Below are 14,054 nucleotides of genomic sequence, written 5' to 3' on the forward strand. Positions count from 1 at the left end.
CTCTGGGAAACCGGACCTATTTCTACTGCACTATGAATTTATCAAAAAGAAAATATGCCATTCTCGCTGGACTCGCGCTGATTCTTATGGCCGTTTTGGCTGGCTATGCTTATGGATTTGTTTATGGTTCTTTGGTTTTTCCGCAGGAAGGTCAAAAAACCCTTGAAGCCATCCAAAAATCAATTGGAACGTTCAAGTCTGGTATTGCAGCTTGGGTGGGGATTTTGATCTTGGACCTCCTAGTCGCATGGGCTTTGCATTTGTTTTTCAAAGAGGTTCAGCCTCGGCTTTCCCTAGCTACTGCTCTTTTTCGAATTTTATATTCAGGAGTACTTGGACTGGCGATTTATCATCAGGTGGCAGTACTTTCAATATTGGATGGTGGAGGAACGGCTAGTCAAGTGATGCAAGAGCTGAAAGCCTTCGAAAGTATCTGGTCTAATGGCTTGATTATTTTTGGACTCCATTTGGTTGGTTTAGGGTTTCTAGGCTGGAAGGCTGAATTCGTACCCAAATTTTGGGGAGTACTCTTGATTTTTGCAGGAATATGCTACTCAGCAATTCATCTGGCAAAAGCTCTTTTTCCTGAGCAGATCGATCAGATCATTTCGATCGAACAGGTTCTTTCACTTCCCATGGCATTTGCAGAGATTGGATTGGCAATTTGGCTGATTTGGAAGGGCGGAAGGATTCCTAGTCACATTAAAAATTTGTCTCAATGAAACTCAAAAAAGCACTTCGAATCCTTTTTATACTCGTGTCAATTTCCGCTACCATTTATTTCGTCCCTTGGTTGATCCTGCGGGCTTGGCTGGCACCGATCCCTGATACTATTCAGGAGCAAGTGGATATGGCAATGAATTACCAGCTCGATGGGATTATTGTCTATGTGGACCAGGGTGGAAAAGAACCTCAATTCTATTCGGCTGGCTGGAAAGATCGGGATCAAAAGATACCTGCCGACCCCAATTCACTATTCAAAATCGCCAGCATCAGCAAGCTGTATATCGCTGCTGCAGCCAGCAAAATCGTGGCGAGTGGAGCCCTTTCGCTGGATGATACCTTGGAAGAGTTGCTTCCTGAGGTTGCCAAGCACATTGAAAATGCAGATCAAATAACCCTTCGTCTTTTGATCCAGCATCGTTCTGGGATTCCCAACTATTCTGACCAGCCAAATTATCCATGGGATAAGCCATTTACGGAAAATCGTCCGGCCTTGGAATTGATTTATGATTTGCCAGCTGACTTTGTTCCCAATGAGAAATACGCCTATTCCAACACGAATTATTTGCTGATCGGTGAAATTTTGGACAAAACTTTGGGCTATTCTCATCATGAATATATCCGCAAGGAGATTTTGGAGCCTCTGGGTTTGAAGCGAACCTACAGTTTGCTATCGGAAGTCGATCAGGAGGAATTGATGAGTGGGTACTTTATTGGATATCCTTTGGACATCAAGGGAAATGATTTTATCCACCCGGGAGGTTCGATGATTTCCACTGCAGAGGAAGTCGGGATTTTCCTTCGAGCCTTAAATGATGGGACCTTGCTGACGGAAAAGGAGCAGGAAATTTATTCCTCCGTTTACGTGTATGAGCATACGGGTTTGGTTCCTGGCTATCAAAGCATTGCCAAATACCATCCGGATATCGATGCCGTGGTGGTACAGTTTGTCAATACCAACGGGGGCTATGCCTGGAACCTTCATGAGATCGTGTACAATCGGGTGGTGAAGATTTTGAGAAAGCATACCTCATCTCACAGTGAGTAATCTAACTTTTGAATGGTAATGGTTTGACTTTTTTATTTAGAAGAGGAATTTGCTTTTTCTTTCCCTCAAAAGCCCATTTCTGCTATCTTTGTGCCTTATTTTGAGCGGGATGCCCCGCGTGAGGGATAGAAGCGGTATCCGCCTGATCCGATGGCAATCGGATCAGACGGATAAGAGCGGATAGCCCGACCCCGACCTTTTCGTCGGGGGCACGCCCAAAAAAGGCCCGTCATTCATTCATCCGACAAAATTCGATAGTGAAAACGTATCAGGAATTCAAACAGGTAGATTACCCGCATATCGGGGAGTCAATCCTTCAGTATTGGAAAGAAAATCAAATCTTCGAAAAGTCCATTGCTAACCGGGAAGGTGCGGAAACCTTCACGTTTTTTGAAGGGCCGCCTTCGGCAAATGGTACTCCGGGAATCCACCACGTGATGGCTCGGACGTTGAAGGATATTTTCTGCCGTTACAAGACACTGAAAGGTTTTCAGGTCAAGCGAAAAGGAGGTTGGGATACGCATGGACTTCCTGTGGAGCTTCAAGTCGAGAAGGAACTCGGCATCACCAAAGAAGATATCGGCAAGAAAATCTCGGTGGAGGAATACAATAAGCGCTGCAAGGAAACAGTCATGCGATTCAAAGATGAATGGGATGATTTGACCGAGAAAATCGGCTATTGGGTGGACTTGGATGATCCGTATATCACCTTCGATAGCAAATATATTGAGACGCTTTGGAGCTTGCTGAGAAGGCTTTATGATAAAGGCTTGCTCTACAAGGGCTACACCATTCAGCCTTATTCACCGGCTGCCGGTACGGGACTATCTTCCCATGAGTTGAATCAGCCTGGGACCTACAAAGACGTCAAAGACACTTCCATCACGGCTCAGTTTAAGTTGAAAGGAGAAGAGAACACCTACATTCTCGCCTGGACCACTACGCCTTGGACCTTGCCTTCCAATTCGGCTTTAGCGATAGGTGAAAACTTGGATTATGTGAAAGTGAAGACTTTCAACCCTTATACCCACGAACCGGTCACGGTCATCTTGGCAAAGTCAAGAATGGGAGCTTATCTCAACCCAAAGGTTGCGGAGCTGAAGTTGGAAGATTATAAGCCCGGGGATAAGTTGATTCCTTACGAAGTGGTGGATGAGTTCAAAGGCAAAAGCATGCTGGGATGGGAATACGAGCAATTGTTCCCAATTGGTGCTTTGGAATTGCCGAATCCGGCATTTACGGTGGTAGCGGGTGACTATGTGACCACTGAAGATGGTACGGGAATTGTTCACTTGGCGAAGGCATTTGGTGCGGATGACTTTCGAACTTTGGTACAGAATAATGTGCCCGGCGTGTTTGTCAAGGATGACTTGGGTAATGATATTCCAGTCGTGGACAAGCAGGGGAAATTCCTTCCGGTAGTGGGAGAATACCTAGCTGCGAAAATGAAGGAGCATGGAATCATGGCCCACAAAGAGTATGGGGCGAATGATTTTTATGTCAAAAATTACACCGAGGATGATGAGAGTGCTGCGGATTTCAAAAACACAGATATCATCATCTCTATCATTCTAAAGAATGAAAATAAGGCCTTTAAGGTCGAGAAGTATGAACACACCTACCCGCACTGCTGGAGAACAGACAAGCCGGTCTTGTACTATCCGCTGGAGAGCTGGTTTATCAAAACCACAGCATACAAAGACCAGCTGGTAGCCCTTAACAAGACCATCAACTGGAAGCCAGAGGCAACCGGTACGGGGCGATTTGGCAACTGGCTGGAAAATCTGGTAGACTGGAACCTCAGCCGTTCCCGATTCTGGGGTACTCCGCTTCCAATCTGGAGGACTAGTGACGGAACTGAGGAAAAATGCATCGGTTCTATTGCTGAACTCAATGCCGAAATCGAAAAGTCCATTGCTGCTGGCTTTATGGAGAAATCTCCCTATGAAGGAAAAGAGCTTGATCTTCATAGACCCTATGTGGATGATGTGATTTTGGTTTCGGAGAAAGGTGAAAAAATGTTCCGAGAGCCAGACTTGATCGATGTTTGGTTTGACTCAGGAGCTATGCCTTATGCACAGTGGCATTATCCTTTCGAAAATGAGGAAATCTTCAAAGCCAACTATCCGGCAGATTACATCGCCGAAGGAGTGGATCAGACTCGAGGATGGTTCTTTACCCTTCATGCCATTGCCGTGATGCTTTTTGATAGCGTGGCCTTTAAAAATGTGATCGCCAATGGCTTGGTCTTGGATAAAAATGGAAACAAAATGTCCAAGCGATTGGGCAATGCTGTGGATCCGTTCAAGACCTTAAAAGAATACGGCCCGGATGCTTTGCGCTGGTATATGCTGAGCAATGCCAACCCTTGGGACAACCTAAAATTCAATCTGGACGGTGTAACCGAAGTGCAGAGACGCTTCTTCGGTACGCTTCAGAATAGCTATAATTTCTTTGCGCTATACGCTAATTTGGATTCATTTGTCTACGACAAGGCACAATCCGTACCGGTAAGTGAGCGTGCGGAGCTCGATCAGTGGATCGTTTCTAAGTTGCAATCTTTAATTGCCGAGGTAGAGGAAGCCATGGATAATTACGATGCAACAAGGGCAACTCGAGCGATCATGAATTTCACGGTGGATCAGCTTTCCAATTGGTATGTGCGTTTGGCACGGAAGCGATTCTGGAGAGGCGATATGAATAGAGATAAGCAGGCTGCCTACGAGACGCTTTATGAGTGTCTGCTTTCTATCTCCCAACTCATGTCTTCCTTTGCTCCGTTCTATGCAGATTGGCTCTACAAAAATCTGACAGAGGCAGGTGAAAGCGGCCAAGAATCTGTGCATTTGACGGATTGGGTTTCCGCAGACCGAGCCTTGATCAATACAGATTTGGAAGAAAGCATGGATTTGGCGCAGACCATTTCCTCCTTAGTGCATTCGCTTCGCAAAAAGGAAAAGTTGAAAGTTCGTCAACCGCTGCAGCGAATCTTGATCCCTGTTTTGAGTAAGAAAACGCAGTCTCAAATCGAGCATGTCGAAGAGTTGATCAAAACTGAGGTCAATATCAAGGCGGTTGAATACATCGATGATGCTTCTGGGATTCTAGTCAAAGAAGTGAAGCCAAATCTTCCGGTACTGGGTAAAAAATATGGCCCTAAGATGCGATTTGTCGTTGCTGCGATCAAATCATGGGGACAAGACGAAATCAATCAGGTAGAGCGAAACGGTTCGATCGCTATTGATGTGGATGGAGAAAAGGTAGATCTACTTTTGGAAGAGGTGCTCATTTCTTCTCAGGATATTCCAGGATGGTCTGTAGCCTCAGATGGGGGAGTGACAGTTGCCTTGGATGTAACCTTGACAGATGAGTTGAAGCAGGAGGGTGTGGCCCGTGACTTGGTCAACCGAATTCAAAATCTGCGAAAGGATATGGGACTGGAAGTACAAGACAAGATTCATATTTTGGTGGCTGATGGCAATGCATTGGTAGACGAGTCGATCAAAAATTTTGGTTCCTACATCCAATCTGAAACCCAAGCGCTGAGTTTGCGTGTGAGTGAGGAGGCAAAATCAGGAACTTTACTCGATATGGATGATTTCGAAATCGAAGTGAAGCTCACCAAAGCCTAATCCTAAATCATGAATAAATACATCAAATATTTCGGAATTGCGCTTTTGGTAATCCTCATTGATCAGGCAGTGAAAATGCTAGTTCATTTTGAGATGGATTTTGGTACACCTGGTCAAATTAAGATTTTTGGCGACTGGTTTAAGCTTCACTACACCACCAATCCAGGAATGGCCTTTGGGATGGAGCTGGGAACCGAATATGGTAAACTTCTCCTAACTAGCTTCCGATTAGTAGCGATGTTTGGGATAGGTTATTATTTATATTACATCATACAAAAGAAGAATCATCCGCTTTATATTATTTGTATATCCATGATTTTGGGAGGTGCAATTGGTAATTTGATTGATTCTATATTTTATGGTGTTTGGTTAAATAATGCTCCTTATGATGCACCTACTCCATGGTTTCATGGGCAGGTAGTGGATATGTTCTATTTTGATATATGGGAAGGATACATCCCTGATTGGGTTCCGCTTTGGGGTGGAAGTTATACAGCATTATGGCCTATATTCAATATTGCAGATGCAGCAATTTTTGTTGGAGTGGCCATTATTCTGATTTTCCAAGGGCGTTTTTTCCCGGAAACGCCGAAAAAAGAATCACCTGAACCCGAAATAGAGGTGAATGAACAGTGATTTTTGATGAATCAAAAAGAAAACCCTTTCTGGAATGCTCCCGAAAGGGTTTTTTTGTTAATTTTCACATTCCTATTCAATAATAAATAGCCGCCTCTTTATCGAATTATCAAAATTCATTGGTAATAATTATACAATAATTAAATGATTGTAGATTCCTCGCAACCTTTTCAAATAGTCTATTCAATTTTCAATCATGAGTTTCTAGGCTTACTCTTTGAGTCTTTTGTAGTGCAAATTGATGATAAAGGAAGACTCTCTTTAGCCTACCAAAATATCAGTTCCGCCAATGCCTCGGAGTTCGATTCTGGACTCGATAGTAAGGACTATGAGTTGATCAAGTTGATGGATGCGATGCAGCCGGAGGAGGTAATCAAACCATTGATCCCTGCCAAAAAGAAAGTCCGTCCAAAGGACTATGTACAGCAGGTATTTGATCCAAAAACTGAAAATAAAGCAGTCCAGGAATTACTACAAAAGCGTCTAGAGCGACAGCGCGCTGAGATATTGCCCAAGCTGATTGGTCGAAGACTTTTCGAGATGGGATCGGATGGAAGCCCAACTTGGAAGGAAATTGAAGTTCTGCCAGAGCCTACATCCATTATATTTCATTTTCATAAAAATCCAGACAATACGCATTATTACCCTACTCTTAAATACAAGGGTGAGCAGGTCGTGATTCATGGAAAAGGTGGATACCTTTTATGTAAAGATCCGGCGTGGTTTACGGTGGACCAAAAGCTTTACCACTTCCCCAATCATGTAGATGGGATGAAGCTTTTACCTTTTTTGAGAAAGAAGTTTATTCTGATTGAGAAAAAGATGGAACCGGTGTATTTCCGAAAATTCATGGTTCCGATGATGACGCAATACAATGTAGACCCCAAAGGTTTTGAGGTGACTACGGATCGTGGAAAGCCAGAGACCATTCTACAATTTTATCCTTTGAGTGGAAGCCAAGGCGATATTTGGGGAGGCTTTTCGGACGAAAGTGAAGAACAAAAGATCGTTTTCGAAATTCGATTCAAATACGGGGATGAGCTTTATCCTCCCGGTGCAAAAGAGGATGGATCCAGTCAGCCTGTTACATTGATTGAGAAGGACGGTGAGTTCATGTTTAAGCAAACCATCCGGGCCGTTCAAAAGGAAAAATCCATGATCTCTTTCATCAAGAAGCTTGGGATGGATTTTACCAAGGAGCGTCCTGTCAATCTTGCCAAAACCTTGGCATTTGAGTGGCTAAGCGAAAATGAGGAGTTTCTTGAAGAGAAGAATATTAAGGTTATTCAGAAGCCAAGCTTCGAAGGAAAAGTCTATCATATTGGAAAGGCTCAGATGACGATCGAAGTCAATGAAAATATTGACTGGTTTGATGTCAAAGCCATGATTAAGTTTGGGATATACTTGGTATCCTTCCAGAAAATCCGAAAAATGATCTTGCAAGGCAAGACCGAATTTGAATTACCCAATGGAGAAATGGCGGTTATTCCCGCTTCTTGGTTTGTCAATTACTCTGAGCTGTTTTCTTTCATGGAGGATGGCACCGTGGATGGTCAGGTGATCATGCGGAAGCATCATTTGGCTTTGGCCAAGCAGCTTGAAGAAGGTAATCTTGTTCAGTTGACGCTCAGTAGAAAACTTGAGCAGCTGCGAGACTTTGAAAGTATCGAGGATTACGATTTGCCAGAATATTTTGAAGGGGACCTAAGACCCTATCAAAAGGCCGGCTACAACTGGCTTCGTTTCCTTAATGAATTTAGATTTGGAGGCTGTTTGGCAGATGATATGGGTTTGGGTAAGACTGTGCAAACACTGGCTCTTTTGGCCTACGAAAAGCAGGAAAACCCGGGTTTTTGTTCATTGCTGGTAATGCCCACTTCCCTGATTTATAACTGGGAGCTAGAGGCTAGGAAGTTTTGCCCCGAATTGAAAATTTTGGTCTATTCCGGTACGCAGCGAATCAAAGATCCTTTCAAGTTTAGAGAGTACGATCTGGTGCTGACATCCTATGGGATTACTAGACTGGATATCCATGTGCTGAAAGATTTTTATTTCAATTATGTGATTTTGGATGAATCCCAGGCAATTAAAAATCCAAGCAGTAACATCGCAAATGCAGTCAATAAGCTAAAAAGTAAGCAAAAGCTGATCTTGACAGGTACTCCTGTGGAGAATGGAACCATGGACCTTTGGTCGCAGATGAACTTTGTAAACCCAGGACTATTGGGTACACAGGCAGGATTCAAAAAGCAGTTTCTTCAGCCCATCGAAAAGCAAAATGACAAGGAGAAGGCGATTAAGCTGCATTCGATGATCAAGCCATTTATTCTTCGAAGACTCAAATCACAAGTAGCGACCGATCTTCCGGAGAAAATCACCAATGTGAAGTACTCAGCGATGACTGAGGAGCAGGAAAAGGTGTACGAAGAGGTAAAAAGTTATTATCGGGAGAAAATCATTGGAGAAAATCCATTGGCATCTCTTGGTCGCCAACAATTCACCTTGCTTCGTGGTCTTACCCAACTGCGACAGATCGCCAATCACCCCAAATTGGTTCGAGATAATTATGAGGGGAATTCCGGTAAGCTGGAAGACGTGACCTACATGTTGCAATCAACGGTTTCGGAGGGGAATAAGGTTTTGGTGTTTAGTCAGTTTGTAAGGCATCTCGCTATAGTTCGAGAGTATTTGGATTCGGAGGGAATATCCTATTGCTACCTAGACGGCTCGACCAAGGACCGACAAGGGCAGGTGGAGCGTTTTCAGCAGGATGATAGCGTAAAAGTATTTTTGATTTCCCTCAAAGCGGGTGGGGTAGGATTGAACTTGACCAAGGCAGAGTATGTCTTCTTGCTTGATCCATGGTGGAATCCAGCAGTCGAGGCCCAGGCCATTGACCGTGCGCATCGAATTGGGCAGGAGAACAAGGTGATTATCTATAAATTTATCAGTAGAGGATCAGTGGAGGAGAAAATCATGGCCTTACAGGACCGAAAGCTTGCACTCGCCGGGGAATTGATCGGAACAGAAGATAGCTTTATGAAAAGCCTCGATAGTGAGGATATTCGGGCTTTGTTGGATTAATGGTAAGGGGTTGAAGGGTTGGAAAGTGTTAAGGTTACTTTTGTAAACAGAAACTTTCCAACTTTTTTACTTTCAACTTATCAACCTTATAAAATTGAAAGTCAGTCTACTACACGGTCATTGATAAGATTTAACCATAATTTATTCTTATCGAGTGATATTCTCAGAGATATTTTTCTAAATTATTACAATCAATTACCATTTATTCTTTCCTGCACATGCCTAGAGCCAAATCCGATAAAGATCGGAAAATCTTTGTGCTGGACACGTCAGTGATCCTATACGCACACAATTCCATTATGAATTTTGCCGAGCACGATGTAGTCATCCCGATTACGGTGTTGGAAGAACTCGATCAGTTCAAAAAGGGCAATGATACCAAAAACTTTGAGGCCCGGGAGTTTATCCGACTATTGGACAAGCTGTCGAGGGATCAAATGATCCATGAGTGGACTCCGCTCAATGGAAAGACCAAGGGGAACTTCAAGGTCTTGATGAACCCAGATAATAAGATCAATGCCAATGTGATCTTTGGAGAGGAGAAGAATGATCATAAAATCCTCAATGCGGCCCTTTACCTCAAAGAGAATGAGAAAAACAGAAAGGTCATTTTGGTCTCAAAAGACATCAATCTCAGGCTAAAGGCAAAATCGCTGGAGATTCTTGCTGAGGACTATGAGACTGGTAAGATCAAGAATATCACCGAACTCGAAAATACCGGCAAGTATGTGCTCGAAGATGTAGATCCAGATCACATCAATACCCTTTATGAGGTAGGATTTATCGAAGCTAAGTCTGTTTTGGGTACTCGCAAGCGAAAGGCTAATGCTTATTACATCCTCAAAAGCAATAAAAACTCGGTCTTGACTTATTACAATTCCGATGAGAATGTACTAGAGAGAGTAGATAAAAAACTAGCTTACAATATCAAGCCCAAAAATGCAGAGCAGACTTTTGCACTGCACGCTATCACTAATCCAAATATTCGACTGGTGTCCATTCAAGGGGTAGCGGGTACCGGAAAGACACTTTTGGCTTTGGCAGGAGCGCTGGAGCAGCGAAGAGATTATAAGCAAATCTACTTAGCACGGCCAATCGTACCACTTTCCAACAAGGATATCGGGTATTTGCCTGGAGACATTAAGTCCAAGTTGAATCCTTACATGGAGCCGCTTTGGGATAATCTGAAATTTATCCAAAATCAATACAAGGAGACAGATAAGGAATATCAAAAGATCACTGAGATGGTCAATCAGGAGAAACTCGTTATTCAGCCACTCGCTTACATCCGAGGTCGTTCTTTATCCAATATTTTCTTCATCGTGGATGAGGCTCAAAACTTGACTCCTCACGAGATCAAGACCATTATTTCCAGAGCAGGTGAAAACACCAAAATCGTTTTCACCGGAGATGTACATCAAATTGATACGCCATATTTGGATTCACAGTCCAACGGGATGTCTTACCTGATTGACCGGGTCAAAGATCATCCCCTCTATGCCCATATCAAGCTGGAGAAAGGGGAGCGTTCTGAGTTGGCAAACTTGGCGAATGAATTGTTGTAAATAGTCTTTCAGTAATTTTACTCAACTAGGCGGTCTTATAAATTCTTATAGGACCGCTTTTTTTGTGGAATGGAATAAAACATGTAAAATTTTGTAACCCTGATAACCCCAAATTTTCTTTGGTAATTTGTCCGTAAGTGATAGAAAAGCGTACGCTTTTGAACACTCATTTTTTGAAAAAGCTTAAAATCAGGCTTCTAGGGCAATATTTTCGTTTTGGGTCAGTTTTGGCATAAAGGATTGGTATGAAAGCAAACCAACTTATAAAGCCATGACTACTTCAATCTTCACACAAAAAAATATCTGTGCAGCTTTAGGATTGGCGATGGCTGTAACCATTGTCATCAAAGCGAAAGTCGAATCAAGACAAACAGAAAATACTGCCCGATTTGAAATCACTGAACCAACTACACAAATGGGCTTAGAAAGTGCCGAGGGTCCTGAAATCCTTCAGGTAAATATTTACAAAGACGAAACCTCTTCTTCTCAGGAGGTATCTTAAAGACAAACTCGTAAGGGTTAATTTGGTTGATTGTTTGGTTAAATAAAGAGACGGACATTGTCCGTCTTTTTTTTTGTGGCCTGATGAAAAAATCCCTATAGCAAAACCACTCGAAGGCTTTTTGCGCCATGAGCACCGATTACCAAAGATTGTTCGATATCTGCTGTCTTGGATGGCCCTGCGATGAAAAGCCCAAAACCCGAATGATCACTGCCTATACGATCATAGGCCTGATGCATATTGCTGACCAAGTTTTCTTCAGAAAGAATCAAGACTAAATGCTCCGTGATGAAAGGAAGTGCTCGATGGGGTAATTGTGAATCATCCAACCACATCGCTCCGTTCTCAGCCACTCCAAACTGAACTTCCAGTATCGCTAATTCAAGATGATCTAATTGATGTGCATCATCAGGTAGCTCTTGAGTAGCGTAGGTATGAAAAGCTTCCGAACAGGAAATGATGTGTTGAAAATTGGTACTTGCTATCCAGTTTTCAAATTCCTTCTTGCCCAAGATTTCTCCTTTATTGGCCTGAATGGCACTTTTAAAAAGTGCTACCAAATCACCTTCTAGCTGAAAGTTTGGGATATCGGGTAAGGCTTTGTTTTCTTTTTGAATACCCCGTATCGAATTCAAGATTTCTTCCCGACTACTCATGGCGATTTCGTTTATACCAGTCCTGAAATGATTCCTTTGGAGCTTTGGGAAGGTCTCGGCTTTTTCCCCAGATATTCAGCGGATTGTAAATTACGCTCTTAGGCAAGCTTTTGATTACTTTTCGCATCAAAGATCCAGAAAACTGATAGGCTAAAGGACTTTTGAATATTCCACTGGCTAATTTCATGGAAAGGCCTTTTCCCACTGCTCCGTGATGTTTGGTGATTTCCTGTCGCCACTCATAGAGCTGTTCGTGAATATTGATTTTGACTGGACAGACATCAGAGCAGCTTCCGCATAGGGTGGAGGCAAATGGCAAGGTGCTGTATTTTTTCATATCTAATCCCGGCGAAAGAATAGAGCCAATTGGGCCGGGGACGGTGCTGCCATAGCTAAATCCTCCGCTTCTACGATAAATAGGGCAAGTATTCATGCAGGCTCCACAGCGAATACATTTCAAAGAGTTTTTAAATTTCTCCCTTGCCAATTGACGGGTTCTTCCATTGTCTACGAGTACTAGGTGGATTTCTTTCCCTTTTGCAGGGCTCCTGAAATGGGAGCTGTAATTGGTGATGGGTTGGCCGGTAGCCGACCTAGCCAAAATACGTAAAAAGACCCCCAAGTCTTTCCTCCGGGGAATGATCTTCTCAATGCCCATGCATGCGATATGGGTATCAGCCAAATGCACGCCCATGTCCGCATTTCCTTCATTGGTACAAACGAGGAATTCACCTGTCTCGGCAATGCCAAAATTCACCCCGGTGATGGCTACTTTTGCCCCCAAGAACTTCTCCCGCAAATGGAGTCTTGCCGCATTGGTCAGATAAGTCGGGTCCTCATTTCCTTTCTCAGTCTGTAGTTTTTCGTGGAAAAGGGCTGAAATATCCCGCTTCTTCAAGTGAATAGCAGGCATGACAATGTGGCTAGGGGGTTGATGGAGGAATTGAACGATTCGCTCGCCTAGATCCGTATCAACGACCTCAATACCCTGTTTTTCCAGATAGGGGTTAAGATGGCATTCTTCGGTCAAAATTGACTTGCTTTTGACAATAGCCTCGCAATTTTTTTCTTGAAGAATGGTCAGTACAATTTCATTGTGCTCTTTCGCATCCTTGGCCCAATGAACTTTGATTCCGTTTTTAAGAGCCTGAGCTTCAAACTGCTCCAGATACTTGTCGAGATTAGAAAGCACATTGTCCTTGATCTCAGAAGCAAGATTTCTGAGTTCTTCCCATTCCGGGATGGACTTGCTGCTTGCGTCCCGTTTGTCTCGAATCATCCAAAGCGTTTCATCATGCCATTGGGAATTGGCTTGATCCTTTAGAAACTCAGTGGCTGCTTTGGGATGGCTCATCGAATAGCTTGATTTAGGATTTCTGCGATGTGCATAAATTCAACTTTTTGCCCCTCTCGCTTGGCTATGCCTTCCAAATGCATTAGGCAGGACAAATCCCCGCCAGTCAAAACGTCTACCTCATGGGATAAATGGTCCGCCAAGCGATCTTTTCCCATCTGCACGGATAGTGCCTCTTCCGTAATGGCAAATGTTCCTCCAAAACCGCAGCATTCATCACTGCGGCTCAGTTCAACCCACTCCAGTCCATCCAGATTAGTCAAAAGTTGTTTGGCTTTGTTGAAATGAGGGATGTTCAACTCAGAACTCGAAGCAAGGCGCAGTCCTCGTAATCCATGACAGGAGGAATGATAACCCACTTTTTTTGGGAAAGCGCCTTTCAAATTTTCAACTTTGAGCACATCGGTCAAGAACTCTGTCAGTTCAAAAATCTTTTTCTGAATGCCTATGGCAGACTTTTCTTTCCCAGGAAGATTGGGGAAATGCTCTTTGACGTGGAGAACGCAACTACCGGAAGGGGCTACGATGTAGTCAAACTCTTCAAAAAGTTGGATAAAGTGAAGACTTGAACCTTCTGTATCCCGCTCATATCCTGCATTAGCCAATGGCTGTCCACAGCATGTTTGCCCCAATGGATAGCTGACCTTACAGCCTAGCTTTTCCAAAAGCTCCAAAGTAGCAATAGCCACTTGAGGATAAAACTGGTCCACATAGCAGGGAATGAAAAGGCCAATATGAGGTTCTTTTTTCATCGATTTTGTAAAGGCTTGAATTTAGAATTTTTCATTCAAGTCAATCCAAGAAAGTGATTTTTCATCAAAACTCATTGGCTATAGGGGTCTGAATTTATATTT

10 protein-coding genes are annotated in these 14,054 nt (G+C 43.3%); 7 read left to right on the forward strand and 3 right to left on the reverse strand.

Features of this window, described 5'->3' with window-relative positions:
- Positions 1–32 precede the first annotated feature (32 nt).
- The 7 genes from CDH51_RS13100 to CDH51_RS13130 all read left to right on the forward strand — a co-directional run bounded on the left by CDH51_RS13100 (position 33) and on the right by CDH51_RS13130 (position 11,190).
- Complete coding sequence (locus CDH51_RS13100) at positions 33–722, forward strand: DUF4386 domain-containing protein (RefSeq protein ID WP_100628976.1); 690 nt, start codon at positions 33–35, stop codon at positions 720–722.
- Positions 719–1,771, forward strand: coding sequence for a serine hydrolase domain-containing protein (locus CDH51_RS13105; RefSeq protein WP_100628977.1), 1,053 nt, complete (start codon positions 719–721; stop codon positions 1,769–1,771). The genes CDH51_RS13100 and CDH51_RS13105 overlap by 4 nt, the downstream gene beginning before the upstream one ends.
- Before the next feature lie 257 nt (positions 1,772–2,028).
- Positions 2,029–5,403, forward strand: a complete 3,375-nt coding sequence (ileS, locus tag CDH51_RS13110) for an isoleucine--tRNA ligase (protein ID WP_100628978.1) — start codon at positions 2,029–2,031, stop codon at positions 5,401–5,403.
- Between the two features lie 9 nt (positions 5,404–5,412).
- A complete protein-coding gene (locus tag CDH51_RS13115; protein ID WP_100628979.1) occupies positions 5,413–6,039 on the forward strand; it encodes a lipoprotein signal peptidase in 627 nt (208 codons plus the stop codon).
- A 144-nt stretch (positions 6,040–6,183) separates the two neighbouring features.
- Entirely contained in the window at positions 6,184–9,123 is a 2,940-nt protein-coding gene (locus CDH51_RS13120) for a DEAD/DEAH box helicase (protein WP_100628980.1), read from the forward strand.
- 218 nt (positions 9,124–9,341) lie between these two features.
- Complete coding sequence (locus tag CDH51_RS13125) at positions 9,342–10,688, forward strand: PhoH family protein (RefSeq protein WP_100628981.1); 1,347 nt, start codon at positions 9,342–9,344, stop codon at positions 10,686–10,688.
- A gap of 271 nt (positions 10,689–10,959) precedes the next feature.
- A complete protein-coding gene (locus CDH51_RS13130; protein ID WP_100628982.1) occupies positions 10,960–11,190 on the forward strand; it encodes a hypothetical protein in 231 nt (76 codons plus the stop codon).
- 95 nt (positions 11,191–11,285) lie between these two features.
- Here the strand turns inward: CDH51_RS13130 and CDH51_RS13135 are convergent, their stop codons facing one another.
- From CDH51_RS13135 to CDH51_RS13145, 3 genes are read right to left on the reverse strand one after another with little or no spacing between them, the layout of a single operon-like run.
- The gene (locus CDH51_RS13135; RefSeq protein ID WP_100628983.1) at positions 11,286–11,846 is read right to left on the reverse strand and encodes a LutC/YkgG family protein; all 561 of its coding nucleotides are present in this window, start codon (positions 11,844–11,846) and stop codon (positions 11,286–11,288) included.
- Entirely contained in the window at positions 11,839–13,200 is a 1,362-nt protein-coding gene (locus CDH51_RS13140; RefSeq protein WP_100628984.1) for a lactate utilization protein B, read from the reverse strand. Before CDH51_RS13140 ends, CDH51_RS13135 begins: the two co-directional genes overlap by 8 nt.
- Positions 13,197–13,952, reverse strand: a complete 756-nt coding sequence (locus tag CDH51_RS13145; protein ID WP_100628985.1) for a (Fe-S)-binding protein — start codon at positions 13,950–13,952, stop codon at positions 13,197–13,199. Before CDH51_RS13145 ends, CDH51_RS13140 begins: the two co-directional genes overlap by 4 nt.
- Positions 13,953–14,054 lie beyond the last annotated feature (102 nt).

Origin of the sequence: Algoriphagus formosus, assembly GCF_002807035.1 — a bacterium.
Taxonomy (GTDB): domain Bacteria; phylum Bacteroidota; class Bacteroidia; order Cytophagales; family Cyclobacteriaceae; genus Algoriphagus; species Algoriphagus formosus.

Bases quoted from the DNA above. Each gene is read 5' to 3' on its own strand.
- CDH51_RS13100 (WP_100628976.1), top strand. From the start codon at position 33: ATGAATTTATCAAAAAGAAAATATGCCATTCTCGCTGGACTCGCGCTG.
- CDH51_RS13105 (WP_100628977.1), top strand. From the start codon at position 719: ATGAAACTCAAAAAAGCACTTCGAATCCTTTTTATACTCGTGTCAATT.
- CDH51_RS13115 (WP_100628979.1), top strand. From the start codon at position 5,413: ATGAATAAATACATCAAATATTTCGGAATTGCGCTTTTGGTAATCCTC.
- CDH51_RS13120 (WP_100628980.1), top strand. From the start codon at position 6,184: ATGATTGTAGATTCCTCGCAACCTTTTCAAATAGTCTATTCAATTTTC.
- CDH51_RS13125 (WP_100628981.1), top strand. From the start codon at position 9,342: ATGCCTAGAGCCAAATCCGATAAAGATCGGAAAATCTTTGTGCTGGAC.
- CDH51_RS13130 (WP_100628982.1), top strand. From the start codon at position 10,960: ATGACTACTTCAATCTTCACACAAAAAAATATCTGTGCAGCTTTAGGA.
- CDH51_RS13135 (WP_100628983.1), bottom strand. From the start codon at position 11,846: ATGAGTAGTCGGGAAGAAATCTTGAATTCGATACGGGGTATTCAAAAA.
- CDH51_RS13140 (WP_100628984.1), bottom strand. From the start codon at position 13,200: ATGAGCCATCCCAAAGCAGCCACTGAGTTTCTAAAGGATCAAGCCAAT.
- CDH51_RS13145 (WP_100628985.1), bottom strand. From the start codon at position 13,952: ATGAAAAAAGAACCTCATATTGGCCTTTTCATTCCCTGCTATGTGGAC.